Origin of the sequence: Algoriphagus sp. oki45 (genome assembly GCF_036245605.1) — a bacterium.
Taxonomy (GTDB): Bacteria; Bacteroidota; Bacteroidia; order Cytophagales; family Cyclobacteriaceae; genus Algoriphagus.
Map to the genome: position 1 here is coordinate 750,586 of NZ_BTPC01000002.1, position 24,819 is coordinate 775,404.

A 24,819-nucleotide genomic window follows, 5' to 3' on the forward strand; every position below is an offset into this window, starting at 1 on the left:
AATTTTTCAAAAGAAGAGATGTTGGCTTTACTAGTAAGACAAACAGCTCAAAAAAGCTACAATACCTAAGATATGGTTGGGTTAGAAAAGTCCTTTTTGATGGCAGAACAATTCCCTGCTGATACCATCTTAAAATACGGAGATAAGGTGCTTGAACTTAATCCTGTAAGTCTTTCTTTAAATTTTGGTCTTTGGAAAACCTATCAAAAAATTCAAGATCTAGCCGAAGCCAATATCTTTAAAATGCGTTTTGAAATGCTTTGTGAGACGATCCTTTACACTGGCGACGGGACAAAAAAACAATCCGTATTTTGTGATTTCTCCAATAGATGGGATGGTAATTATTACCAAAAACAAGGAATATGAAGTAACTACAATGGGTTCAGGAGAAAATGAAGAAGGATATTTTTGGTTTTAAAAGTGAAGTACAGGAGTGGACATTTCATTTTGTAATCGATCACGGAATGGGTGGTTTGAGTAAAATGTTGATGGAAATAAGGCAGAGAAGATGAAGTTTACCATTCTTATTATCGTGTGTTTATTCTTTTCTGTGGGTTTAACCAAAGCCCAAAATCAACATTTAAGAGAAATTGAATTGCTTAATTACCTGGTATGTACTGTAGAAGAAAATGCCCTTGTTGATTCAAGGTTGATCTCCTGGAAAAGCTTGGGATATAATTCCTTCAGCAAGATCAATCCTATAAATTTCAATTTAGGACTTAATCAGGGCGAGGAGAAAAGAATGGACTTTCAAAGCCTCTTTCATCAAGATCAAATTCTAAGAATTAATGAAGTGCTGGAATCTGAGCTTCCTTTGGAAATAGATTCCGAGATTTTGTATTGTAACGCTAAACTAAATTATGCTAAGAGCATTGTTCCCAAAAAGACGATTTACTCTTACTCTTTTCCGATAGTAATAAATGGAAAAGATCAGGAACTCTATGGTCTAATTTTGGGGGGAGAAACTTTTGAGCTCAATTATGAATTGAAATTGAAGTTATATGTAAAGCGAAAAGATTCTTGGGAGTTGATTTATGAAGAATTACTTGGTTTTTCCTAAGAATAAGAAATCTGAAAGGCCCAAATCTCTCGACTTGGGCCTTTCGATTTTAGCAGTAGAGGATCATGGATTACCGAAAAATAGTAATCATGATTCCAATTTTCTTTCAAATTGGGGAAAGTTATAATTGCAAATACAACTTTTTAAACCTCCTTAAAAAGGCAACTTCCCTAAATCCACATTGCCACCGGAGAGGATGATTCCGACTTTTTTACCTGCAAAGCGATCCTTGTTTGCCAATAAGGCCGCCAATGGAACTGCACAGGAAGGCTCGATCACGATTTTCATTCGCTCATAGACCAGCCGCATGGCTTCGATGATCTGTGGGTCGGTGGCAAGCAGGATGTCATCCACATAGGCTTGAATCAACTCAAAGTTCAACTTTCCCAGTGAAGTCAAAAGCCCGTCGGCGATGGTGTTTGGGCCGGTTTGAGGGATAATATGTCCGGCATGGAAAGATCGGAAAGCATCATCCGCACCAGCGGGTTCGCCCGCTATAACTTCGATTTCAGGATTAAGGTAGTGGGTTGTCAAAGCTGTGCCTCCTAGCAATCCGCCTCCACCCACCGGGGCCATGACAATATCGAGATCGGGTTGGTCTTCCAAAAGTTCGAGCGCGCAAGTCGCCTGACCTTCGATCACATCCATGAAATCATAAGGAGGAATAAAGGTCGCTCCAGTTCGCGCTACGACTGCTTCGAGGGTAGTTTCCCTAGCTTTCAAATTCGGTTCGCACTCGATGATTTCACCTCCATAGCCCTTCACCGCTTTCTTTTTGATTTCGGGTGCATTGGAAGGCATGACGATATAGGATGGGATTCCAGCCACGCTAGCTGCTCTGGCTAAGGCAGCGGCATGATTTCCTGAGCTATGTGTGGCCACTCCTTTGGCTCTTTCCTCTGGAGTCAATTTCATCACGGCATTGGCTGCTCCCCGGGCTTTGAAGGCGCCGACTTTCTGGAAATTTTCACACTTGAAAAAGATTTCGCAACCTGCGATTTCATTAATAGCGGTGGAAGTTAGAATTGGCGTGCGATGAATAAAGGGCTGAATGCGGGCATGTACCGCTCGGATATCGGAAAGGGAAGGGAAGTTCATGGGTTAAAGATAGGGGAAGGGAAATACAATGGAAATACTGTTGAAATACACTTCGCTGCGCTCCGTGAAATAAGTTGACTTTTTGTATTCAATCGGCTCAAAAACTTTAAAATAGGGGATAAATACGGCTCAATCTTATTAGGATTTGAGCCGTATTTTTGACAGATTTGAGCCGATTCAATTTGAAGATGAAAGCCAATTCATTAGAAATTCTGTCTTTAATCCAACTCAGAAAGAGACTTTCAAGGCAAGAAATTGCGGAGAGTATTTCTTTTTTGGCAAGTCCTGCTACGCTCAAAAGACTTCTTCAGACTCTTCAGGATGAAGGCTGGATTACAGTTGAGGGAAAAGGGAAAGCTACCACTTATGTCTCCTCAGCGAAATTGGAAGTATGTTTTCCGATTGATCTGGAGACCTACTTTAGCAAAGAACAGGATGATCGGAATGTTAAAAGAAACTTTGATTTTGAGGTCTTTGAAAAACTGAAACAAGTTCAAGTTTTCAACGAAGACGAAACTTTTTCTTTGAATGAAATCCGAGAAAAGTTTCAGGGGCGATCTTCCGAATTAGCTCCTGATGAATACCACAAGGAAATGGAGCGCTTGGCGATAGACCTGAGTTGGAAATCTTCTCAAATTGAGGGCAATACGTATTCGCTTTTGGAAACCGAACTTCTTTTGAAAGAAAAAAGAACTGCATCAGGAAAGACAAAAGATGAAGCTACCATGCTTCTGAACCATAAAGAGGCAATTGATTTTCTAGTCTCGAATTCAGATTATGCTGAGGAGATTTCTGTGAGAGCTATAGAGGAACTGCATGCTATTCTGATCCGAGAATTAGGAATAAATAAAAATATCAGGAGAAGAAGAGTGGGTATCACAGGTACCAACTACCAACCCTTGGATAATGAATTTCAGATTCGGGAGGCATTGGAAAAAACCTGTGACCTGATCAACTCTGCTCAAAATGGCTATGAAAAAGCATTTTTAGCGCTTCTGTTAGTCAGTTACATTCAGCCATTTTCGGACGGAAACAAGCGAACTGCACGGATCCTATCCAATGCCCTACTCTTGGCAAATGGACTTTGCCCGATTTCCTTTCGAACTGTCGATCCCTTGGATTACAAAAAAGCCATGCTGGTTTTTTACGAGCAAACTAACCTGAGTCCGATGAAAAGGATATTTATCGAACAGGCTGAATTTGCAGTCAGGACTTACTTTTAGGTTTGATTCGGCTCAAAAACGGTCTGAAATCAAGCAAATACGGCTCAATTTTATTAGGATTTGAGCCGTATTCCTTGTGAAAATGAGCCGATCAAAACTATTACACCCCGATTTATCGGGACTTATTTCCATAGTATTTCAACTGTGTTTCCATTTATCCCTTCCACTTAAAGCTTTTCTCATCAATCGCCCGCATAGTACAGAGCACCCCATCGAGATGGTCGTATTCGTGCTGGATGAGTTCAGAGATCGCCCCCTCCACAGTCCAGCTTTGTTTTTCCCAGTTTTCGTCTAAATATTCCAAAGTCAGACTTTGGTGCCGTTTCACTTTTACCAGCAGATTGGGAAAGCTCATGCAGTCGTCCCACAGCTCAAAAAGCTCTTCACTGAGCCCCTTCAGTTCGGGATTGAGAATGATATATGGCCGATCCAGATTCAGATAAAACATCCGCTTCATAATCCCCAACTGCGGGGCCGCGATTCCCCTTCCAAATCCATACACCCGGCGAATGTCCTCCATGGCTTCGTGCAGCTGCTGAGTCCACTCGGGAACCATGGGAAGGTCAGATTTCAGGACGGGTTCGCAGACTTCGTAAAGTCTTGGGTCACCTAGTTTGAGGATATCGTGGATGGATTTCATGGTGCTAAAATAAATATGCTTTGCGAAATACATTAGAAATAAACCTCCCTACGGTCGGTGAAATAAGTTGAACCAGCTTTTGTTTCAGAGTGGAATTTCGCCAAATATTTCGTCCGACGAAGGAGGACCTAATTCAATTGTATTTCTACCGTGTTTCAGCAGTAATTCCCTTACTTTTGCCCCATGAATTACCTTTCAGTTGAGAATCTCAGTAAGGCTTTCGGGGAACGGAAGCTTTTTTCCAATATCTCTTTCGGCATTTCCCAGGGACAAAAAATTGCCCTAGTCGGTATCAATGGCGCAGGTAAGTCTACTTTGATGAAAATCATCATGGGCCAGGAAATTCCCGATACAGGACAGGTGGCTATTAACAATTCCGTTAAGATTGCCTATGTGCATCAGAACCCGGTGTTTGACTCCAACCTGACCATCTATAAGACCATTTTTGACCAGAGCAATTCAGAGGTATTGCGTGTGATCGAAGACTACCAGGAAGCCATGCTGGACTCCGAGCGTGGCATTGACAATTCCGCTGAGATGGCTAAGCTGTTTGAGAAAATGGATGCGCTTCAGGCTTGGGATTTTGAATATCAGGTGAAAGAGGTCTTAGGAAAGTTAGGTCTCCACGATACCGAACTGCCCGTGGGAAATCTCTCAGGTGGTCAGCGAAAGCGGGTGGCTTTGGCTAAAGCCATTTTGGAGAAGCCGGATTTGCTCCTGCTCGACGAGCCTACCAACCACCTCGACTTGGAAACGATCGAATGGCTGGAAGATTACTTGGCCAAGGCCAACTTGTCCATCTTTATGGTTACGCACGACCGTTACTTTTTGGATAAAGTGACCAACGAAATCCTCGAACTCGATCAGGGAAAAATCCATCGCTATCAAGGCAACTATGGCTACTTTTTGGACAAAAAAGCCGAGCGACTTCAGATCGAAGACATTGAGATCGAAAAAGCTAAAAGTTTGTACAAGAAGGAGCTCGACTGGATTCGCCGTCAACCCAAAGCCCGAGGAACAAAGGCTAAATACCGCGTGGATGCATTCGAAGAAACCAAAGAAAAAGCTTTCACCAAGCGGGAGGAGCGAGATATCGAACTGACGGTTTCCACACAACGGCTAGGAAACAAGATCCTGGAGATCGAAAAAATCAGCAAATCCTTTGATGAAAAAACACTCGTCAAAGACTTTTCCTACATCTTCAAAAAGAAAGACCGAATCGGTATCGTCGGACCCAATGGTGCAGGAAAGACGACTTTTCTGAAAATGATCACCGGACTGCTAGATCCTGATGCAGGTAAAATCTCCGTAGGCCAGACTACAGCTTTTGGCTACTACCGTCAGGAAGAAGACCGATTTGACGAGGAAAAGCGACTGATCGATGTGGTGAAGGAAGTGGCCGAAGTGGTGGTGTTGGACAAAGGACAGACGATCACCGTGAGTCAGTTTTTGACGCAGTTTGGTTTTCCACCCAAGCAACAATTCACACCGATTGGAAAGATGAGTGGAGGTGAGCGCCGCCGACTTCAGCTTCTAATGGTGTTGATCAAGAATCCAAACTTCCTGATCCTGGACGAACCGACCAACGATCTGGATTTGATGACCCTGAATATCTTGGAGGAATTTCTGGATACGTTTCCGGGTTGCTTGATCATTGTTTCTCACGATCGATACTTTATGGATCGACTGGTGGAGCACTTGTTTGTATTTGAAGGCGAGGGTGTAATACGGGATTTCCCTGGGAATTATACTGATTTCAGGGAATGGGAGAAGGAAAACAGTATCAAGTATCAAGACGCAAGTATCAAGTCTGAAGAGGCAAGAAGCGAGAAGCAAGAACCAATAGTCGAGAAGTCTGAGGCTGCACCAAAAATCAAGGCAAGCTATAAGCAGAAGCAAGAATTCAAAAAAATCAATGAGACCATCGCCAAGCTGGAAGGAGAAAAGGCCAAGATCACGGATCAAATCGCTGTCGGCACCACAGATATGGATCAATTGATGACTTGGACCAATCGACTGCAAGCCATTGACGGAGAATTGGAAGAATTGGAATTGGCTTGGTTGGAACTGAGCGAATTGGATGGGATAGAGGATTAGGGTATTTCTCGCCAAGCCGCAAGTGCGCAAAGAGAGAAAAGTCTTAGCGTCTTTCCGTCTTTGCGAGGCATTTTTTTCAAATTTCAAAATGTGAAATTCTCTTCTTTTTTTACTCAGTTTAAATTAGCAAAACGGGTCACTTTAATCTTCTTTTAATTACAAGCTTCTTTTTCAAAATTCCCCTGCCCCTTTTTATTGAATCTTCAATTTCATATTGACAATGCGATCCAAAAGAGAGTTCGTTTCTCGTAATGTCCTATTTATTAAGCTATCGCTGCTGAATTGTAAGATTTGAAATCGACTGAGTTTAGCGGTTTGAACATTTTAAAATTTAGAAATACGCACTATACAATCCGGTAGTCATAGTCAAAATAGTAATGAATACCGAAAGCTCGCTTTTTGTATTTGAGCGCAAGGCATAAAACAGTAATGAGAGTGAAATAATTAGGTTGACTACCAGAGATATCGTTTTTAAAGAATCACTGATTAAGAAAATCATTTGAAATGAAAAGATGATCGCAATAGCCCAAAGAATTCCGAAATTTATCAAACTTGAATCTTCATTTTTTATGAGCGTCAAAAATCCTTGGAAAGCAAAATATAGCATGAAAAGCATAATACCTGTGATAATAGGAAAAGTCGAGATTTTGTTAATCTCAAATAGGAAAACTGTGATTACTGCAAAAACCGAATAAATAATACCCGCTTTTTTTAAATATTTAACTTTCATGACTTTACGTTTTTTTGCAAAATTATTAGCTAATTGATGCATCCCAAACACAAGATGCCCATGCAACCGGGAAAGAATAAGGGAGGGAATAAAAATTGTAAAGTAAATCAATCCAATTGACATCAGATCCAAATTGCTCTTCCAACTTTCCTTCCATACACCCCAACACATCACATTCCCACTGTGAGTCGCACATGATGCGTTTATTTAGAATATGTAGATTTTTGAAAGCGCTTATAGCTTTCAAGGTAGCCAGCTCTTTTAACAGAAAATCCTTTTTAACATCAGAAAAAGCAGAATTTAGAATTTCTAGCTCCACAGCATAGGCCAATTTATTAAACTTCTCATTAGAAATTATTTTGCTTTCTTGAATTAGCATTCTAACAATTTTTTGATAGTCAATACTTGTTTGAATAAGTTCATCAGGGATTACTAAATTTTCAGAAATTTGAGTTTGAATTCTAGCACCTCCTTTTTCTAGCTTAGGAATCTTCAGATCAAACTCAAATGGATTGATTTTTTCAGGATTCAACAAATTATAGCTGGATGGATTTTTTACAATTCCATTTATTCGATTAAAAAAACTGTATCCATGCTTGAATTCTGATTTTCCTGATCCAGAGAGCAAGAATTTAATAATAGGAAGGCTAGGCAAAATACTTTTACAATATGTTTCATGGTTATATTTTAAAAAGCCCTTTTCGAAAGATTCAGGTTAGAGCAATAAGACCTCTAAAAATCTTTTACTGATACCCTTAGAATTTGAACTAATCTACCCCCCCCCCCCTATTGACTAAAACAAATGTTTTTAAGTTTTTTTTAAAAAAAGTTCTACCTCCAAATTGTTGTTTTATGTGAAGAACCAAAATTGCTAACATCAAAGCCTATTTTAGGCTTAAACCCTAGGTTTTTAAACTCGTCATCTCAAACCCTTCCCTTCAAAAAATCTTGCCTCAAGTCTTCTGGGAATTTCTCAATCGCATAGCGCAAAGCTGTCCTTGGCATAGTTTGGTAGTGTTCTTTCAAAAACCCCAGTTCTACCTCAAAATCCCGATTGCCGATCTCCCGAAGCATCCAGCCAACAGCCTTATGCATCAGGTCGTGGGAATGGTTTTTTAACTTTTCGGCTAAGGCCAAGGCATCGGCAAACTCTCCTTTTTTGATCCAAAAATAGCTACTGATCATTGCTATTCTCTGACTCCAAAGGTGACCGGAATCAGCCAATTCGTAAAAAAGGGATTTGTCCCGCTTCCGGAAAAAATGACCAAGAATGTGATGGCAAGAGCTGTCAACTAAATCCCAGTTATTGACATGGTCCAAATGGGAAAGGTAAAAGTCCACCAAATCCTTTTGATTCGCTTCAGACTTGGTCTTTTCATACCGATAGACCAAGGCCAAAAGTCCGGTGAGACGGACCTCATGGTAGGGGTGTTGAATCAGTTTTGAAAGCTCATCCAATTCGATAAATCGATAAACTTTTTTTGCCACCTTTCGCTGATGGGGTACTTTGACTCCCAAAAAGAGATCTCCTTCTCCGTATCCCCCTGGGAAAGCCTTAAAAAATTTGGGAAAGAAAGAAGCTTTTTCGGGGATAGAGTGATTCTTCAACTCTTCGATCACGTAGGCAAGGCTTGGAGACATTGATTGGAATTAATAAGGATACTTCTCCGAATAATTTTGCTGGAATGAGGTTGAAAGTAACCTTTTTTTAGCTGCTGAGTTAAAAAATCTGTTTTCCTGTATTTCAATTGATATCTTTAACTATGCAATTGAATAATATCAAACTTTTTATTTGCTGCCTTTTTTTTGCTCCTCTAGCTGCTGTTTTTGCCCAAAAAAGAGACAGCTTAGGACAAGTTTTGGAAGGAGGTAATCTTACTAGCCAAGAGGAGCTTTCTACTCTCGAAATGCTTTATCAAGAGACTACTGAAGAAGATTCTCTTTCTGGAGTTTATTTGAGAAGGCTTTTGGAATTGACCCGAAAACTGGATGATAAGGATAAGTTTGGAAGTTGGGCGGTTGCTTTTTTTCACTCCCAATCCCCAGGAGTACAATCTGTAGAAGAGAAAATTAAGTTTCTGAAGGAAGCCGCATCCCAAGAAGAAAAAATTCAGGATTCACGGATCAAAGGAAATGTTTACCTCAAACTAGGGGGTGCCTTTTTTAACCTTTCCCGATTTGATTCTGCCATTTATTATTACCAGGAATCTATCTCACGATTTGGACCCGGGGATTCAATATTTGTTGCGGACGCAGAGTTTTTTACCGGTCAAGCTTATGATTACCAGGGAGATTTGCTCAATGCGATGGAAAAGTACCAGCAAGCCAGAGATATCTATGAGTTGCTGGATGATAAAGACTATGTAAACTATGTGACTGGAGGGATGGCCATTCTTTTTAGCCGTTTTGGCATTTATGAAGAAGCCGATAAGATAAGAGAGACCTTGATTGAAGCCTATCGGGAATCAAATGAGTCTGGGGAAATCGGAATCCAGCTTTACAATCGAGCAGAGGATTTGCGAAAGCAAAACCGATACGATGAACAATTGGCCACACTTCTCCAAATTGAAAAAATGAGGCCTTTAGAGCCCGAAAGGCCCTATTTTGACCTTATGCTTACCATTGCATTTGCTAACTATTTTGGGAAAAAAGAGGATATTCAACAGCAACTTTCCTATTATAAAAAGGCAAAGGAGCTGATCCCCTCCGTTCCGCAATTCCTCGAAAACAATCCCTCTTGGCTCTACATGGAGGCTTTGTTAATGAGAAATCAAAGAAAAACTGAAGAAGCTAATCAACTGGCTATCGCCTACTTGAAAAAAGTCAAACCTACCAATGATATGGACCACATTATCCGAGGCATGGAGATAGTGGCTCAAACTTATGAGGATCTAGGTAGAACGAAGGAGGCCGCTGCCACCTGGAAGAACCTAAACAGCTTTAAAGATTCCCTCAACTCAGCGAATAAAACCACCACATTTGCCTACTATCAGACGCTCTATGAGACAGAGAAGAAAGAAAGGGAAATTCTGGACAAAACCAGGGAATTGGAAGAGGTCAGTCTCAAATCCGAAGCAAGAACCCGCTTGTTTCTGTTCGTAATCGGTGGATTGCTTATTGTAGGAGGTGGGGGATTTTTGACAAAAAGTCTTCAGCAAGCCAAAAAAGAGAAAAAACTTCAGGAAAGATTTTCCCATGAGTTGCTCATCAGTCAAGAAGAGGAAAGAAAACGAATATCCAAGGATTTACATGATGGCTTGGGCCAAAGTCTTCTTTTGATCAAAAACAGAGTAGCCCTTAGCCGCGACGAAAATACAGGGGAAATGCTGGATTCGGCTATTTCTGAGTTACGGGCGATTGCAAGGTCTCTTCATCCCATGCAGTTGGAGAAATTGGGCTTGTCCAAAGCTACAGAGCAGCTTTTGGATCAGATAGACCGGGAAACAGAGCTATTTGTCAGCGCTGAGATTGATCAGCTGAATGACACTCTTACCAAGGTGCAGGAACTCCACCTCTACCGGATTTTGCAGGAATGTCTGAATAATATTCTCAAACATGCGGAGGCTACTGCAATTCGGGTATGTCTCGGCCAAAAGGAAAATGAAATCCAGCTAAAAATCGAAGACAATGGAAAGGGCTTTGATTTTTCAGAGAGGTACCACGACTTCCAGAGTTTGGGATTAAAGACCCTAAAGGAGCGAACTGCGGCTATTCAGGGGATAATGAAGGTAAGCAGCGAAAAGGGGAAGGGGTGTCAATTTACATTTACGGTTTATGCCTGAGTCAATCACTACCATAATCATAGCAGACGATCATCCGATTCTGTTGAAAGGATTAAAAGATTTTCTTCAGGACTTGGGGCTTCATGTTTTGGCCACCGCCAGTGATGGAAAAGAATTGCTGGAACAGGTTCTGGAATTGAAACCGGAAATTGTTCTGATGGATTTGGAAATGCCTGAAATGACGGGATTGGAAGTCGGTGAAAAAATGAATGAACTTAGACTGCCTACCAAGAAAATTCTTCTGACACTTCATAAGGAGCTTTTCATTCTTCAGAAAGCAAAGGACCTTCAGTTTTCAGGATATATACTAAAGGAATTTGCTTTGGGAGAGCTTTCCGAGGCGATCAAAATCATCAATAATGGAGGGCAGTTTTTCAGCGAGAAGATTTGGGGAAACGAAAGAAAACAAAAATTGGAAGAGCTCTCAGAACCTCTTACCCCTTCCGAAACCAAAATTCTTAGACTAATTGCAGATGGGCTTTCGTCCAAGGAAATAGCTGATAAACTTTTTATCTCCGAACGGACCGTAGACAAGCACAGAAGTAATGTGATATCGAAGCTGAATCTGGAAAAAAAGCATAATTCTCTTCTTCTGTGGGCTCAGAGAAATCGGGATATTATTGGATGAAATCCAAAAAAAATGGTTTAAACGTGAAAAATACGTGATTATACGTATTGAATAGGAAAAGGTCTGGATGTAGTTTTACCTATATAATCAAACTTTTTCCGGCCATGAATATTTCTTCACTCAACGGGTCATTCAAAATAATCCAAACTGTAAAAAACCAAGACGAATTGCTTGTTTTGGGTTCATGGGCAGATTTGATAAAGATTTTCGACAGCAAGCGTACTTTCTGCGTGGATAAACAAAAGGGGATTTTTGGAATCTATCTCTGCAAACAGGAATGTGCAGATCTTCTAGCTTATTTAGTTCAAAATATCGACTACCATGAATGGGAAGACTTCAGTTTGGAAAAAGTCTCTCCTACCTCCCGATATCTAGCTTAAGGGTGATGATTTTTATCGGAGCAACTTGAGTGCTGCCTGGATCAGTCGATCCACGGATTTTTCAGCCTCCTTATCAAACTTCTTTAAAGGCCGATTAGCTACTATGGCATTTAGGCTGAGCATTTCATGACCAAGTAATTTGCCTAGTGCATAATATCCTGCAGTTTCCATTTCAAAGTTCGTCAACCGTTTATCTCCGAATCTTAATCCTGCAAGTCGCTCGATCATCCTTTCTAATCTGGGTTTTAGCCGAACTTCTCTTCCCTGAGGCGCATAAAATCCCGGGCAGGTAAGCGTTACTCCTTTTACAATTTCCTCATCAAGTTTATCCAAAAGTATCGCCGATGCAGCTGCTTGATAGGGCAAAAAGGGTAAGCCCAACTCTTTCTGGATTATTTTGGCCATGCTTTGATCCTCGTTTATTTCCGGATAATAAGTCATCAAGGTGTCCATGCCAACTCCAATCTCAGAAGCCAGCATGGTCCCTACCGGCAAATCTGCCTGCATGCTTCCGGAAGTGCCGATTCGGATGATTTGCAGGCTGGTTTTTTCGGCTTTGATCAGCCGGGTTTCCAAATCCACATTGACCAAAGCATCCAGCTCGGTCATCAGAATCTCAATATTGTCTGTCCCCATTCCGGTACTCATCACAGTTACCCTTTTCCCATTTTTCCATCCGGTATGGGTGACAAACTCCCTTTTTTGAGTTTTGAAGTCGATCTGGTCAAAATACTGGGAAACCAAAGCTACCCGATCTGGATCGCCTACGGTAAAAACAGTTGAAGCCAGGTGTTCTGGCTTCAAATGCAAATGATAAATACTCCCGTCAGGATTGATGATCAGTTCAGACGCAGGAATGGGTTGATTCTCCATGGAGTTTTTGGATTAGGTCCTTACTGGGCTTACGGTGAAGACCTTTGTAAGGATTATAGCCATTGGTGTTTTTCTGATAGTATCCGGTGCCGTCATAGGGACGTTTCTCGGGATGCTCTTTGCATTCTGGGGAACAAGCCCCTTCAAGTTCCCAACCGCATTTTTCACAAATCGCCAAGTGTTCATTGCACTTAGGATTAGCACAGTTGACCATTCGATCGCTGGCAGTACCACATACATGACATTTGGAGACGATGGTAGGGTTGACTTTATTGACATCCACTGCGATTCGGTTGTCAAAGACATAACACTTGCCTTCGAAGTCTTCTCCACCGGCTTCCATCCCGTATTTGATGATTCCTCCGTGAAGCTGGTACACATCTTCGAAACCCTGTTCTAAAAGGAAAGCAGAAGCTTTTTCGCACTTGATTCCTCCTGTGCAGTAGGTAAGAACTTTCTTATTCTTTAGATGCTCAAGTTCTTTTACTTTCTCCGGAAAATCCCGGAAGTTGTCGATATCAAGCGTGATGGCGTTTTTGAATCGGCCGAGTTCATGCTCGTAATTGGAGCGAACGTCCAGAATCACCACATCCTCCTGATCTTTCATTTTTTTGAATTCCTCAGGCTCCAGATGCTTGCCAGTTTTAACATTTGGATCCAAGTGGCGGAGTGAGGAGTGCACGATCTCAGGCTTATAGCGCACATGAATTTTGGCAAAAGTATGCGCCTGGTGATAGTCAATTTTGAATTCCGTCTTCGCAAATCGAGGATCGGCATGGATATAGGCCATGTACTTTTCGCAGTCTTCGATCAGACCGGAAACGGTACCATTCAGGCCTTCGTCAGAGATTATGATTCGACCTCGGATGTTGTTTTCTACACAGAAGAGGTGGTGTTCTTCCCGATATTCTTCAGGATTTGTGATCTGCGCATAGCAGTAGTACAGCAATACGCTGTAGGGTTTGTTTTGTGTGTTTTCCATAACTAGAGCCCTGTTTCGGCAGGGTGTTTTGGGGTTTGAGATTTGATATTTAAGATTTGAAATTCACGTGTAAGACAGGCCTAAATGGATGATTAGATGTCGTAAATCGTAAATCCAAAATCGTACTTCTACTTCACTTTGGCGGCCGGGTTTCCGAATACTGTTTCATTTTTTCCAACAGAGGAAATCACCACGGAACCCGCACCCACTCTGGCACCTTTTCCGATGGTCACTCCGGTTACGATAGTCACGCCTGAACCGATGAATGCACCCTCTTCGATCGTCACCTCAGCATTGATAATCGATCCCGCACCGATTTGGACAAAGTCCTCAATTTTTGTCTGATGATCAATAATCGCGCCCGTGTGGAAGATGCAATGGCTTCCCACTTTGGCTCCAGCTCCTACCGTGACTTGAGCATTGATGAAGTTCCCGTGCCCTATTTCGGCATCTGTGGAAATATAGGCCCTCTGATGGATGGCGTTGACTGGCTGGACTTTTCTTTTCTCATGAAGCATCTCCACCAGGAATTTTCTGTACTTGGAATCGTCCACAGCGACAAAGGCCTCGGTTTTTTTACCGATCAGCTTAAGGAAGCCATCATCTTCGGGATGTCCCAAAACCGGGACATTGTTGATTTCTGTGCTATGAAGCGACTCGTCTTCATCCAGCAGACCATAAACAATGACCTGATTGCTGTTGAAAATTTCCAACGCAGGGTGGGCGATTCCTTTTGCTCCCAGAATGATCACTGGATTTTCCATGAATTGATTGAAGTTTGGCCTGCAAAAGTACGGCAAATCACCCGCTTCCGCAATGGATCACTTAGATTGTCCCTTGAGCAGACTTTGGCCGATCTTGCAGTTGAGGCATTTTTGAGGCTGACAATAGCTTCTGTAAAGCCCGATCATTCCTTGGGAATCGAAGGCATTTTGGGCTTTCCAAGCCTTCTCGGCAAACTTCCTGATGATAAAATTATTCTCCGCCGGGATGGTCTGCATCAGATCAAAGCATCGCTCCTGCCATTCCGGTTGCTCAAAAAATCGTCCGTAGGCAAACCAGAGAGGAATCACAAAATTGATGATCAACAGTTCCAAAGTCTGGCCAGAAATCCCTCTGGAGGCTTTTTTTTCCGAGGGTTTACCAAAATTATAGTGATACAGCCAATAGTCAGAAGGCTTGACTTGGAGAAGTTTTTTGAATGCAGAAAACTCCCGACTGTCTTCCATTACGGCTTGCAAAAGGTTGGGTGCATGAGACAAAATAGAAGCCAGCTGGGCGATTCGAAGGGTGGGGAAATTGGTGGGTCTGGCACCCATAAAAGACCAATGCTGCCGGGTGAGTTTTTGAGACCAATTGAACTTTTTCTGATAAAAATCATACTCCCGAATCAGATGTTGGGCGTAAGGTTCCTCCGATTTTTCGGGCAAAAGTCCGGCTTGCCCCAAAAGCATAGCTTCAAGAGCTGAAACTTGAGTACGGTGTTTTTGAAGGGTTTTGTAAGGAACCAAAGCTGCCAGCTCACTCATAGGGAGTGAATTCACCTTGAATCCAAAGCAGGTAAAAAGCCAGCGGTAGGCTGTTTCCTCCCAGTCTCCTTTGGTCTGATCTAGCATGGAAAGGATAAGCTTGGACTTTTCGACCAATCGGTCTACCAGAGCCTTTTCCAAGGCAGAAAAACGAATGATTTCCGGTACGGATTGGAGGGCATGGGCACAGGGAAGATCGGACTTGAAGTCCAGGAGGTTCTCGTAGTTTCTCCAGATTTCCAAAAAAATCTTCCCTTTCAGTTCCAGAGTCGGCATTGGTGTGCCATCATTTCGAAATACTTCCCGGTCATTTTCCCAAACTACATGCAGGATGACCGAATTGTAAGCCGGGTCTCCTCCGTGAGCATGTTGCTTCCACTCCGATGCAAGTCGATGTACTTCCACATGTCCATGGAAAGTAACTCCGTCCAAGACTAGTGAAGCATCTCGGAAGTCAGGTCCCTCTCCTTGGTTGTGAAACCCCACATTGTGGATTTGCAAATGCTGCCCATCTACGGTTTGTAGATCTTTACGGTCGAAGTATTGATACTTCCAGACCAGCTGTAAAAAGTCTTCCCTGAAGTTCATAAAAGTAGTTGACTAAAAGTTTATGGAATTTAGGGAGAAAAAATAAATGAGTCAACCCCAAAATAAACAGGACTTTAGAGATACTTATTCAGGAGAATTTTCATTTCCTCTTGAAGCTTTTTCGCTTCATTTCTTGCAGCTTTTGCAAAGTCCTTTTCCCCGGAAGCATAAATAATCCCCCGACTGGAATTCACTAAAAGTCCGCAGGTGGAATTCATCCCATACTTGGCTACATCTGCAAGGCTTCCTCCCTGGGCACCCACTCCCGGAACCAAAAAGAAATGTTCAGGACCGACTTTCCGCACTTCTCCAATCAACTCACCTCGGGTAGCGCCAACGACATACATGAGATTCTCCGGGCTTCCCCAATTTTGACTTTTTTCCAGCACAGACTGATAAAGGGGCTTTCCGAATTGGTCCTCGATCAGCTGAAAATCCAAAGAGCCCACATTGGAAGTCAAGGCCAAAAGAATGACCCACTTGTTTTCAAACTCCAAGAATGGAGTCACCGAGTCCTTTCCCATATAAGGAGCCACAGTCACCGAATCAAAGTTCATGGTTTCAAAAAAGGCCTTTGCGTAGAGTTTGGAGGTATTTCCGATGTCTCCCCGCTTGGCATCGGCAATGGTAAAGACGTCATTAGGCATGATCTCAGCGACCTTTGCCAAGGTATCCCATCCTTTAGCACCCAAGGCCTCGAAAAAGGCGATATTTGGCTTATAGGCCACCGCATAATCCGCAGTTTCCTCAATGATGGCTTTGCAAAAACTGAAGATCGGATCAGGTTCTGATCGCAGATGAGCCGGAATTTTCTCCAAATCAGGATCTAAGCCTACGCAGAGAAAGGATGATTTTTGTTGGATTTGGGAGAAAAGTTCGGAGCGGGTCATGGGTTGTAGATTTTGGGCAAAGGTATTGATTTAAAAAATTTAGGCTAGCCTTGATCCTGGCAGATTTAAAGTGTCATTTTAAATTGGTAGGAATGATTTGAATAAAAACAATTGAAATACAGCTAGTTGTGATTTTTGTTTAAATCAACTTTGATAAAGGCTCCAGCCATGGAGACTCCGGCTGAAATCAGGAAAAAGATCAAGCTGAAAGCCACGGCTGCTGTCTCTTCGATTCCTGCATACGTGTGGGCATAGACGAATACCAATTCCCGGGCACCCACTCCTCCGATGGTCAAAGGAAGTACAGCCACGATGGAAGAAAGCAAAAAGACTAGCTGATAGGCCAAGATTTTTTCCTCAATTCCCAAAGCCAAAAGAATAGACCAAGCACAGATGAGCTGAGCGAGCTGACCAGCAAATGACCAAACATTGGCCGGCCAGAAGGAGGGAAGGAAGTCCCGGAAAAGGAACTTTTGAAGCAACCAAAAGGCAGGGACCGTCAAAATCAAACCGGCAACCATCAGCCCGTTCCAAAACCCGCTTTCCAAAAAATCAATTTGGATATCCACTACTAAGAAAAGCGCAAACAAAAGAAAAAAGATAGCCACCAATCCACCCAATCGATCCAAAAGAGCAGCCTGAATCAGTTTTTTAACAGGAGTTTTGAAATGCTTGTTAAGTAGGTACACTTTGTAGCCGTCTCCGCCTATTCCTCCGGGAAGAAAAAGATTGTAAAACATCCCGATCAGGTAAAGCCTCCAGTTTTGCTGTTCGGAAAGACGGATTCCGATGTTTTTGAAATACAGATTAAGGCGGATTGCTGTGGCTACTTTGCTCAGGATAAAAAGAACGATGGCAGGAATGATCCAAATCAACTGGATTTTTTGGGCTAAATCCCAAAGTTGAGCTGTATCTATTTTGCGGAAAACCAGAAAAAGAGCCAATCCGGTCAGCAGGAGTTTTCCTGCTGTTTTTGTCTTTTTCAAAAGAGAGTTTTTCGCTTCCAAGGGATTGATTTTACTTCTCTTCTGTGGTGGAAATCACCACCTGGGTGACTTCTGCTGAAGATTGCTGACCTTGAAAAATGGAGCGTATGGTATAAGTCTTCTTGTTTTGAGACTCAAAATAGGTCCGGACAATAATCTCTGCGATGATCCCGGTGGTAATCAACTGAATCCCTCCCAAAATCAGGATAAATCCCAGAATCATGATCGGTCTGCCCCAGATGTCTTCGCCCATGATTTTAAGAATGAGTAAATACATACTGATCAATGAGCCCAGAAAAAAGGAAATCAGACCCAAGCCCCCGAAAAGGTGGATCGGACGCTGAAAATATTTCTGGAAGAAGAGCATTAGGATCAAATCCGCCAGAACCTTAAATGTCCGACTCAATCCGTATTTGGAAGTGCCGTGAATTCTTGGATGATGTTTCACATCCACTTCGGTCATTTTGGCACCCTGCTGCTTGGCCAAAACCGGGATAAAGCGGTGGAGTTCTCCATACAAGCCCATGTTTTGGGCGATTTCTGCTTTGTACACCCGAAGGGTACAGCCGTAATCATTGAGGTAGACTTTGGTTGTATTTCGAATGACCCAATTGGCGATTTTAGAGGGGATTTTCCTCAGGACAAATCCGTCCTTTCGTTTTGCCCGGCGTCCAGCCACCACATCCCATTCTTCATCGATAGCCTTTTGAAGCATGGTTGGGATGTCGGTGGGGTCGTTTTGAAGATCCCCGTCCATAGTGGCTATGTAGGTGCCTACTGCGCTGTCGATACCCGCTGCCAAGGCGGTGGTTTGCCCATAGTTTCTGTTGAAAATAATCAGCCGGGTTCGGTCATTCGCGTATTTCTTTACTTCCTTCACGGTTCCATCTGTGGACCCATCTTCGATCAAAATCACCTCGTAGTCGATTTCCGAAAGAGCGGCGTAGGTAGCTTCCAAAAGTGGTTTGATATTTTCTTCTTCGTTGTATACCGTGATGACTACGGACAAAAGTGGCTGCTTCATGGGATAAAATTTGGTCAAAAATACCCAGAAATCCTTGGGTGGGCAAAATCAAAGCCTCAAATAGGCAATCACCAAAGATTATTTTGATTTTTTCCTCTCAAAATTTGCCGGTATCTACTGGTTTATAATCAAGAAGATTCTCCCAAACCTGAATTTTCGTAAATCCCAAAGTATCCTTTCCAAACAGATAGGGCAATTTTTCCTCATAAATCAATCGGGAAAATTCTGTGACTGACTCGGGAGATTCTTGATTTCTGCTTACAAAAATGAAAGTGCTCTCTTGATTGATAAATTGATCCATCCCCGGCCAAAGGTCCCATTGGTTTTTTCGTGAACCCATATTTACAGTGTAGGTTTGGGGATGTCCTTCTACATAAAAGGCCAACTCTGAGGCCACATGGTAGCTTTCGCTGAAAAGAACCGGTGAGGTCAGACCAAGACTGTCCTGAAGGAAATCAATCCGCTTGCCCAGATCTTCATATCCGACCATTCTTTTGAAAATTGCCTTTTCAGCTTTGAAAAGGGGGCCTTGACTTTTCCATTGAAACACATTTGGAGAAAGCAGGATTATCTGAAGAGCCAAACTGACTCCCACAGCCCATGAGGTGTATTTTTTCCATCCGGATTCCAGATTGGCCACAATTGGGGCTAGGAAGACCGGAAAGGTACTATAGGCAAAGCCGGGCCAGTTGACTTCGATCCAGGTAAACAGGCTAAGTCCTCCGAATCCCAAAAAGGTAAGGAGTCCCGGAAGTGCTACGTAAAAACTTGAAAGCTCTCTGGATCGGATTGTCTTTTTCACTGCAAAAAAGAAAAATGGCAGGAAGAATAAAGACACCATTGCCAATTGGCCGCCAAGGTATTCGGAGGTCCTGCTGAGCAAAAGGCCTAGGTCAAAAGGCTTTGGTTCTCCTCCGGAGGCTCCTCCCAAGGCAGCTAGGTGCTTGAAGGTGTAGAAATCGTTTTGCAGGTTCCATATCAAGCTAGGAAGAAAACCCAAAAGCGAAATGGCAAGTAAAATCAGCCATTGCTTTCCCAACTTTTTCAGCCTGCTGGAAAGGAAAAGGAAAATAATGGAGGCCGGGAAGATCAAAATCATGGTCGCCTTAGACATGATTCCCAAGGCGGTGATGAATCCTGCTGCGACCCAAAGTGAGGTTTTATTTTCCTGAATGGCCCGATAGAGTAGAAACCATGCCCAAGTCCAGAAGAAAGTCATGGACGTGTCTGTGGTGTGAAAGGTGAATTCCAAGAGGTGAATTGGCATCCCCAAAAAGAGTAGCCCTGCCAGACAAGCTGTTTTTTTGGATGAATATAGGTAGTCAGTGAAGCGAAACACCATCAAAGCCGTTCCCAATCCGGCAAAAATGGGAATCAGCCGGACAGCTGCCTCAGTGTGGCCAAAGACTCCTGTGCTGATGAAATTGAGCAAAGCCACCATGGGAGGCTTGGAATAATAATGCCAGTCCAGGTTTCGGGACCAAAGCCAATATTGAGCCTCTTCAGTAAACAAATCCAACTCCGGCCGGAAAGCAAAAAGCAACTTGACTCCTGCAAGTGCAAGGTTCACGGACCAAAAAATCAATAGGTAATTTCGGGAATCGGGATTTTTCATGAGTTGCCTGAAAAACCAAACCCTCAGTTTCCTGAGGGTTTGGTACAAATTTGGCTAAAACTTATTGCTTGGCCAAGACTACTTTTTCTTTATACTTTTTGATTTGTCTTCTGAGGCCTTCTACGGCTTCATCAGCAGCGGCCTCAAAGGAATCATCCTGGTGCTTGGCAAAGAACTGCTTGCCGGGGACATTCAGCTTGATTTCCACAATTTTATTTTCGTTTTTCTCATTTTTATCTAGTCTCATAAAAACCTCTCCATCAATGATCCGGTCGTAAAAGGTGTCCAGTTTGTCTGCCTTTTTCTGAATAAAGTCGATCAGCTTTCTGTCAGCGTCGAAGTGGATGGAGTGCATTTGCAGTTTCATAACGATTTGCATTTAGTGGTTGAACAATTGATTTATTTACGCTTTAGGATGTGCCTGTTCAAACACAGCCTTCAGTTTTTCCAGGGTATTGTGGGTGTAGACTTGGGTTGCGGCGAGATTTGCATGGCCGAGTAGATCCTTGACCGCATTCAAATCCGCACCCTTGTTGAGCAGGTGGGTAGCGAAGGTATGACGCAGGATATGGGGACTTCGTCGCGTATTCTGCGCAAAAAGATCCAAATACTGCCTTACTGTTCTGTAGATCATCATCGGATAGCTTTGCCCGCCCTTATTACTCACAATAAAGTAGTCATTCCCGTCAAGTTTTGAAAACCTTTCCTCAAATTCTTTTTGATACAGAATTATATTCTGAAGCAGGCCATTGGTGAGGGGAATGATTCTTTCTTTTTGTCTTTTTCCTAGCACCTTGACTTGCTTTTCAATTAGGTTGAGGTCTTTCCATTTCAAATTGACCAATTCAGAGAGTCGGATCCCCGTGAGATACAAAAACTCCATCACCATCCTGTCTCGCTGGCCTTCGAAAGTGGCGTCATAAACTTCCTCTTTCAAAACGTCTTCCAAGGTGGATTCTTGCACGAAATCCGGGAGTTTTTTGGGTGTTTTAAGAGATTTTAACTTATAGGTGGGGTCTTTTGTGATGACTTTGGATCTGAGCAAAAATTTGAAATAGGACCGGAGGGTGGCCAGTTTTCGATTGACGGTGGTGGCACTCATTCCCTGCTCTACCAGATCGATGATCCATGCTCTCAATTCGGCATGTGTGCAGGATTCCAGATTGGCAAGCTCAAAGGACAAATGGACGAATTCTGCTGCCTGCTCCAGGTCTTTTCTGTAGGCTAGCACGGTGTGTGCGCTGCTGCGTTTTTCGAACTCCAGGTAATTGATGAAAGAATCGATCATAAGCTAATCTTACTTTAATTAAGGTAAGAGAAAATTCTCCATGATCCAGTGACAAAAATCATTTGGGCAAAAAAAAACCTGCTCGAAGGAGCAGGTTTATGCTGAAGTCAAAGTGAATTACTTGTTAGCTTCGTTCTGAAGTCTTTGCTTGTAAGCCGCTTTGATGACTTGATCTCTTCTTTTGACGGAAGGTTTGGTGAAAGCCTGACGGGCTCTTAGTTCGCGAACCGCACCGGTCTTGTCAAACTTCTTTTTGAAGCGCTTTAGCGCTTTTTCGATGGATTCGTTTTCTTTTACGTTTACTATGATCATAAGTGTACACCCCCTTTCGTGGGGGCAAATGTAAGGGAATAATTTTTAAAAGAATAAGAATGTCTAAAAAAAAGTCCAACCCTTCCGAGTTGGACTTTTTCTTTTATATTTACTGTGGATTAGCTGAGGATTTTTTCAGCCAAAACTACAATTACATTGTTTTTTACCTCCACGACACCGCCTTCGACAATCAATGACTGCTTGCCTCCTTCTTTGACAGTAAAGGATACTGCACCCTTAGCCAAAGCAGACACAATCGGCGCGTGGTTGTTCAGCACCTGAAAAGACCCTGATGCACCGGGGAAGCTGGCCTCGGATACCTCGCCTTCGAAGACTTTCTTGTCAGGAGTGATGATTTCTAATTGCATGTTTGTATAGTTATTGAGTTAGTAAGTTGAAAAGTTATTGGTCCCATTCTGAAACCAATAACTAATAACCAGTAACTAATTTTCTTATTTCACTTCAGCCAACATCTTTTCACCCTTAGCAATGGCATCTTCGATGCTACCTACCAAGTTGAAAGCTGCCTCAGGAAGGTGATCCAATTCCCCGTCCATGATCATGTTGAAGCCTTTGATGGTGTCTTTGATGTCTACCAATACGCCTTTCAAACCGGTAAACTGCTCCGCTACGTGGAAAGGCTGAGAAAGGAATCGTTGAACTCGTCGAGCTCTATGTACTACCATCTTATCCTCTTCAGAAAGTTCTTCCATACCGAGGATGGCGATGATATCCTGCAATTCTTTGTATCGCTGAAGGATTTCCTTCACTCGCTGAGCACAGTTGTAGTGATCATCGCCCAAGATATCCGGAGAAAGAATTCTGGAAGTGGAATCCAAAGGATCCACCGCAGGGTAAATACCCAACTCGGCAATCTTACGGGACAATACGGTAGTGGCATCCAAGTGCGCAAAAGTCGTCGCAGGAGCCGGGTCAGTCAAATCATCCGCAGGTACGTAAACGGCCTGCACGGAAGTAATGGAGCCATTTTTTGTTGAAGTGATTCGCTCCTGCATGGCACCCATTTCGGTAGCTAAAGTAGGCTGATAACCTACCGCTGATGGCATACGACCCAACAAAGCGGATACTTCAGATCCTGCCTGAGTGAATCGGAAGATGTTGTCGATAAAGAATAGGATATCACGTCCCTGTCCTGTACCATCACCATCTCTATAGTATTCTGCCAAAGTCAATCCGGTCAAAGCCACTCGTGCACGGGCTCCAGGAGGCTCGTTCATCTGACCGAATACGAAGGTTGCCTTCGAATCTTCCAGTTTCTTCAAGTCTACTTTGGATAGATCCCAACCGCCTTCTTCTTCCAGGCTATGGATAAAGTCTTCACCGTAAGTCACGATGCCAGACTCGATCATTTCTCTCAAAAGGTCGTTTCCTTCACGGGTTCTTTCACCTACACCGGCAAACACGGACAAACCGGAGTATGCCTTGGCGATGTTGTTGATCAATTCCTGAATCAATACGGTCTTACCCACACCGGCACCACCGAACAAACCGATTTTACCACCTTTTGCATAAGGTTCGATCAAGTCGATTACTTTGATACCGGTGTAAAGTACTTCGGTAGAAGTGGAAAGATCTTCAAATTTGGGTGCGGAACGGTGGATTGGCAGACGCTTTCCAGCAGGAACCTGAGGCAATCCGTCGATTGCTTCACCTACCACATTGAAAAGACGGCCTTTGATTGCTTCACCGGTGGGAACAGAGATGGGCTGTCCCATGTCTCTTACTTCCATACCTCTTACCATACCTTCGGATGAGTCCATCGCGATGGTTCTCACTCGGTCTTCTCCCAGGTGCTGCTGAACCTCCAAAACGACGCTTTGGCCGTTTTCTTTGGTTACTTCCAATGCATCCAGGATGTTGGGTAACTTGCCGTCCTCAAAGGAAACGTCCACTACGGGCCCGATTACCTGAGTTATCTTTCCAATATTTGCCATTTGATTAGATGAAATGTAAAAAGGATACGCTTTTTTAATTCGTGCGCAAAATTAGTCATAAACGGCTAATCCCAAAGGATATTTGGAAAATTAATCCCGAATGTTTCTCTTTTCCTCAGCAGACCTACACCCAGCCTTTTCAGCAGAAGATTTTTTCAGTTTCCCGAGTCCATAAATCTTTCCTAAAACAGGCATAAATTAATTTCATTAAATTTTATTTGGACTGAATCTAATTAAGTATAATTTTGCCATTGTTTTGATTCAGTCTAAATAAATGAAAGCCAACTATTCCTTATTCTTAGCCTTACTACTCCTTATGGGTTCATGCTCAGCACCTAAGCAGACCGATGAGGAATCCGATGAAGTTCCTGAAAGAATTATTACCGCTGGGGGAACCCTAACAGAGGTGGTTTATTCTTTGGGATTTGGAGATCGGATCATTGCTACCGATATCACCTCAACCTATCCGGCCTCCATGCAGGATTTGCCCAGCATTGGCTATAGGAATCAGATCAAATCAGAGGGAATCCTGTCCTTGGGTCCTGAGTTGGTTCTGGTCGAAGAAGCTTATCTCAATGAAGAGGTAGTGGATCAGTTGGAAAGTTCAGGAATTCGGGTTCAACTTTTCCCAAAGCCCAAAAATCTGGAGGAGACCAAATATTTTATCAGCAATCTGGCCAAGTTATTTGAAGCTGAGGAGGCAGGAAATGAACTCATTTCGACCATTGAAGAGGATCAAAAGGCATTGAGCGCCTTCTTGAGTGAGCATAATACTTCTCCTTCTGCAGCCTTTATCATGGCGAGAGGTCCTCAGACGGTTTTTTTGGCCGGGGATGAGACTTTTTCGGCTGAGATGTTCAAAATGGCTGGTATTCAGTCCGTTTCCACGGGTTTCAAAGATTTTATTCCCTTGACCCCCGAGGCTCTCGTAGCAATCAATCCAGACTATCTCGTGCTTTTCGAATCGGGTATCGAAAGTCTGGGTGGAAAAGATGGCCTTGCCGGAGTTCAGGGAATCAAAGAGACCGAAGCCTTCAAAAATGATCGGATTCTTGTTTTTGACGGACATTATTTATCTGCTTTCGGGCCACGAGCAGGAAAAGCTGCTTTGGAACTGGCAAAAGCAACAAGACCTTAAG

General features: G+C 43.0%; 26 protein-coding genes. 8 read left to right on the plus strand and 18 right to left on the minus strand.

Going from position 1 to position 24,819, the window contains the following annotated elements; all coding sequences use genetic code 11:
• The first annotated feature begins 99 nt into the window (after positions 1-99).
• A complete protein-coding gene (locus tag AAA942_RS12760; protein ID WP_338220662.1) occupies positions 100-366 on the plus strand; it encodes a DUF4919 domain-containing protein in 267 nt (88 codons plus the stop codon).
• Between the two features lie 142 nt (positions 367-508).
• The gene (locus AAA942_RS12765) at positions 509-1,060 is read left to right on the plus strand and encodes a hypothetical protein (protein ID WP_338220663.1); all 552 of its coding nucleotides are present in this window, start codon (positions 509-511) and stop codon (positions 1,058-1,060) included.
• Positions 1,061-1,213: 153 nt separating this feature from the next.
• Here AAA942_RS12765 and AAA942_RS12770 read toward each other — a convergent pair whose 3' ends face one another.
• A complete protein-coding gene (locus AAA942_RS12770; protein WP_338220664.1) occupies positions 1,214-2,158 on the minus strand; it encodes a pyridoxal-phosphate dependent enzyme in 945 nt (314 codons plus the stop codon).
• 188 nt (positions 2,159-2,346) lie between these two features.
• Here AAA942_RS12770 and AAA942_RS12775 point away from each other — a divergent pair, with 188 nt between their 5' ends.
• On the plus strand, positions 2,347-3,381 hold the full coding sequence (locus AAA942_RS12775; RefSeq protein WP_338220665.1) for a Fic family protein: 1,035 nt from the start codon (positions 2,347-2,349) through the stop codon (positions 3,379-3,381).
• Positions 3,382-3,535: 154 nt separating this feature from the next.
• On the opposite strand, the gene AAA942_RS12780 is transcribed toward AAA942_RS12775, so the two are convergent.
• A complete protein-coding gene (locus AAA942_RS12780) occupies positions 3,536-4,021 on the minus strand; it encodes a peptide deformylase (protein ID WP_338220666.1) in 486 nt (161 codons plus the stop codon).
• 183 nt (positions 4,022-4,204) lie between these two features.
• Here AAA942_RS12780 and AAA942_RS12785 point away from each other — a divergent pair, with 183 nt between their 5' ends.
• Positions 4,205-6,118, plus strand: a complete 1,914-nt coding sequence (locus tag AAA942_RS12785) for an ABC-F family ATP-binding cassette domain-containing protein (protein WP_338220667.1) — start codon at positions 4,205-4,207, stop codon at positions 6,116-6,118.
• Between the two features lie 331 nt (positions 6,119-6,449).
• Here AAA942_RS12785 and AAA942_RS12790 read toward each other — a convergent pair whose 3' ends face one another.
• The 3 genes from AAA942_RS12790 to AAA942_RS12800 all read right to left on the minus strand — a co-directional run bounded on the left by AAA942_RS12790 (position 6,450) and on the right by AAA942_RS12800 (position 8,489).
• Complete coding sequence (locus AAA942_RS12790) at positions 6,450-6,848, minus strand: hypothetical protein (RefSeq protein WP_338220668.1); 399 nt, start codon at positions 6,846-6,848, stop codon at positions 6,450-6,452.
• A 25-nt stretch (positions 6,849-6,873) separates the two neighbouring features.
• On the minus strand, positions 6,874-7,476 hold the full coding sequence (locus AAA942_RS12795) for a hypothetical protein (RefSeq protein WP_338220669.1): 603 nt from the start codon (positions 7,474-7,476) through the stop codon (positions 6,874-6,876).
• Between the two features lie 296 nt (positions 7,477-7,772).
• A complete protein-coding gene (locus tag AAA942_RS12800; RefSeq protein ID WP_338220670.1) occupies positions 7,773-8,489 on the minus strand; it encodes a DNA alkylation repair protein in 717 nt (238 codons plus the stop codon).
• Between the two features lie 122 nt (positions 8,490-8,611).
• On the opposite strand from AAA942_RS12800, the gene AAA942_RS12805 reads away from it, so the two are divergent.
• The 3 genes from AAA942_RS12805 to AAA942_RS12815 all read left to right on the plus strand — a co-directional run bounded on the left by AAA942_RS12805 (position 8,612) and on the right by AAA942_RS12815 (position 11,638).
• The gene (locus tag AAA942_RS12805; protein ID WP_338220671.1) at positions 8,612-10,630 is read left to right on the plus strand and encodes an ATP-binding protein; all 2,019 of its coding nucleotides are present in this window, start codon (positions 8,612-8,614) and stop codon (positions 10,628-10,630) included.
• The gene (locus AAA942_RS12810; protein WP_338220672.1) at positions 10,623-11,258 is read left to right on the plus strand and encodes a response regulator transcription factor; all 636 of its coding nucleotides are present in this window, start codon (positions 10,623-10,625) and stop codon (positions 11,256-11,258) included. Before AAA942_RS12805 ends, AAA942_RS12810 begins: the two co-directional genes overlap by 8 nt.
• Positions 11,259-11,362: 104 nt before the next feature.
• Positions 11,363-11,638: a hypothetical protein gene (locus tag AAA942_RS12815; RefSeq protein WP_338220673.1), complete on the plus strand. Its 276-nt coding sequence runs from the start codon at positions 11,363-11,365 to the stop codon at positions 11,636-11,638.
• 12 nt (positions 11,639-11,650) lie between these two features.
• Here AAA942_RS12815 and AAA942_RS12820 read toward each other — a convergent pair whose 3' ends face one another.
• The 13 genes from AAA942_RS12820 to atpD form a co-directional block, all read right to left on the minus strand.
• Positions 11,651-12,511, minus strand: coding sequence for a nucleoside phosphorylase (locus AAA942_RS12820; RefSeq protein WP_338220674.1), 861 nt, complete (start codon positions 12,509-12,511; stop codon positions 11,651-11,653).
• Entirely contained in the window at positions 12,483-13,493 is a 1,011-nt protein-coding gene (gene trhO, locus AAA942_RS12825) for an oxygen-dependent tRNA uridine(34) hydroxylase TrhO (RefSeq protein ID WP_338220675.1), read from the minus strand. Before trhO ends, AAA942_RS12820 begins: the two co-directional genes overlap by 29 nt.
• A gap of 128 nt (positions 13,494-13,621) precedes the next feature.
• A complete protein-coding gene (locus AAA942_RS12830) occupies positions 13,622-14,257 on the minus strand; it encodes an acetyltransferase (RefSeq protein WP_338220676.1) in 636 nt (211 codons plus the stop codon).
• Positions 14,258-14,314: 57 nt separating this feature from the next.
• Positions 14,315-15,610, minus strand: coding sequence for a DUF2851 family protein (locus tag AAA942_RS12835; protein WP_338220677.1), 1,296 nt, complete (start codon positions 15,608-15,610; stop codon positions 14,315-14,317).
• A 74-nt stretch (positions 15,611-15,684) separates the two neighbouring features.
• On the minus strand, positions 15,685-16,500 hold the full coding sequence (gene pyrF / locus AAA942_RS12840; protein ID WP_338220678.1) for an orotidine-5'-phosphate decarboxylase: 816 nt from the start codon (positions 16,498-16,500) through the stop codon (positions 15,685-15,687).
• A 122-nt stretch (positions 16,501-16,622) separates the two neighbouring features.
• Entirely contained in the window at positions 16,623-17,486 is an 864-nt protein-coding gene (locus AAA942_RS12845; RefSeq protein ID WP_338220679.1) for a lysylphosphatidylglycerol synthase transmembrane domain-containing protein, read from the minus strand.
• 31 nt (positions 17,487-17,517) lie between these two features.
• Positions 17,518-18,510, minus strand: coding sequence for a glycosyltransferase family 2 protein (locus tag AAA942_RS12850; RefSeq protein ID WP_338220680.1), 993 nt, complete (start codon positions 18,508-18,510; stop codon positions 17,518-17,520).
• Between the two features lie 97 nt (positions 18,511-18,607).
• Positions 18,608-20,125 carry an ArnT family glycosyltransferase gene (locus tag AAA942_RS12855; RefSeq protein WP_338220681.1) on the minus strand — a complete coding sequence of 506 codons (1,518 nt, stop codon included), beginning with the start codon at positions 20,123-20,125 and terminating at the stop codon, positions 18,608-18,610.
• A 61-nt stretch (positions 20,126-20,186) separates the two neighbouring features.
• Entirely contained in the window at positions 20,187-20,492 is a 306-nt protein-coding gene (gene hpf / locus AAA942_RS12860) for a ribosome hibernation-promoting factor, HPF/YfiA family (RefSeq protein WP_338220682.1), read from the minus strand.
• A gap of 36 nt (positions 20,493-20,528) precedes the next feature.
• Positions 20,529-21,413: a tyrosine-type recombinase/integrase gene (locus tag AAA942_RS12865; RefSeq protein ID WP_338220683.1), complete on the minus strand. Its 885-nt coding sequence runs from the start codon at positions 21,411-21,413 to the stop codon at positions 20,529-20,531.
• A 117-nt stretch (positions 21,414-21,530) separates the two neighbouring features.
• The gene (rpsU, locus tag AAA942_RS12870; RefSeq protein ID WP_338220684.1) at positions 21,531-21,725 is read right to left on the minus strand and encodes a 30S ribosomal protein S21; all 195 of its coding nucleotides are present in this window, start codon (positions 21,723-21,725) and stop codon (positions 21,531-21,533) included.
• A 119-nt stretch (positions 21,726-21,844) separates the two neighbouring features.
• Positions 21,845-22,093 carry an ATP synthase F1 subunit epsilon gene (gene atpC, locus AAA942_RS12875; protein WP_338220685.1) on the minus strand — a complete coding sequence of 83 codons (249 nt, stop codon included), beginning with the start codon at positions 22,091-22,093 and terminating at the stop codon, positions 21,845-21,847.
• A gap of 84 nt (positions 22,094-22,177) precedes the next feature.
• Positions 22,178-23,680: a F0F1 ATP synthase subunit beta gene (gene atpD / locus AAA942_RS12880; RefSeq protein ID WP_338220686.1), complete on the minus strand. Its 1,503-nt coding sequence runs from the start codon at positions 23,678-23,680 to the stop codon at positions 22,178-22,180.
• 274 nt (positions 23,681-23,954) lie between these two features.
• Between atpD and AAA942_RS12885 the strand changes: the two genes are divergently transcribed.
• A complete protein-coding gene (locus tag AAA942_RS12885; RefSeq protein WP_338220687.1) occupies positions 23,955-24,818 on the plus strand; it encodes a heme/hemin ABC transporter substrate-binding protein in 864 nt (287 codons plus the stop codon).
• The last annotated feature ends 1 nt before the right edge of the window (position 24,819 follow it).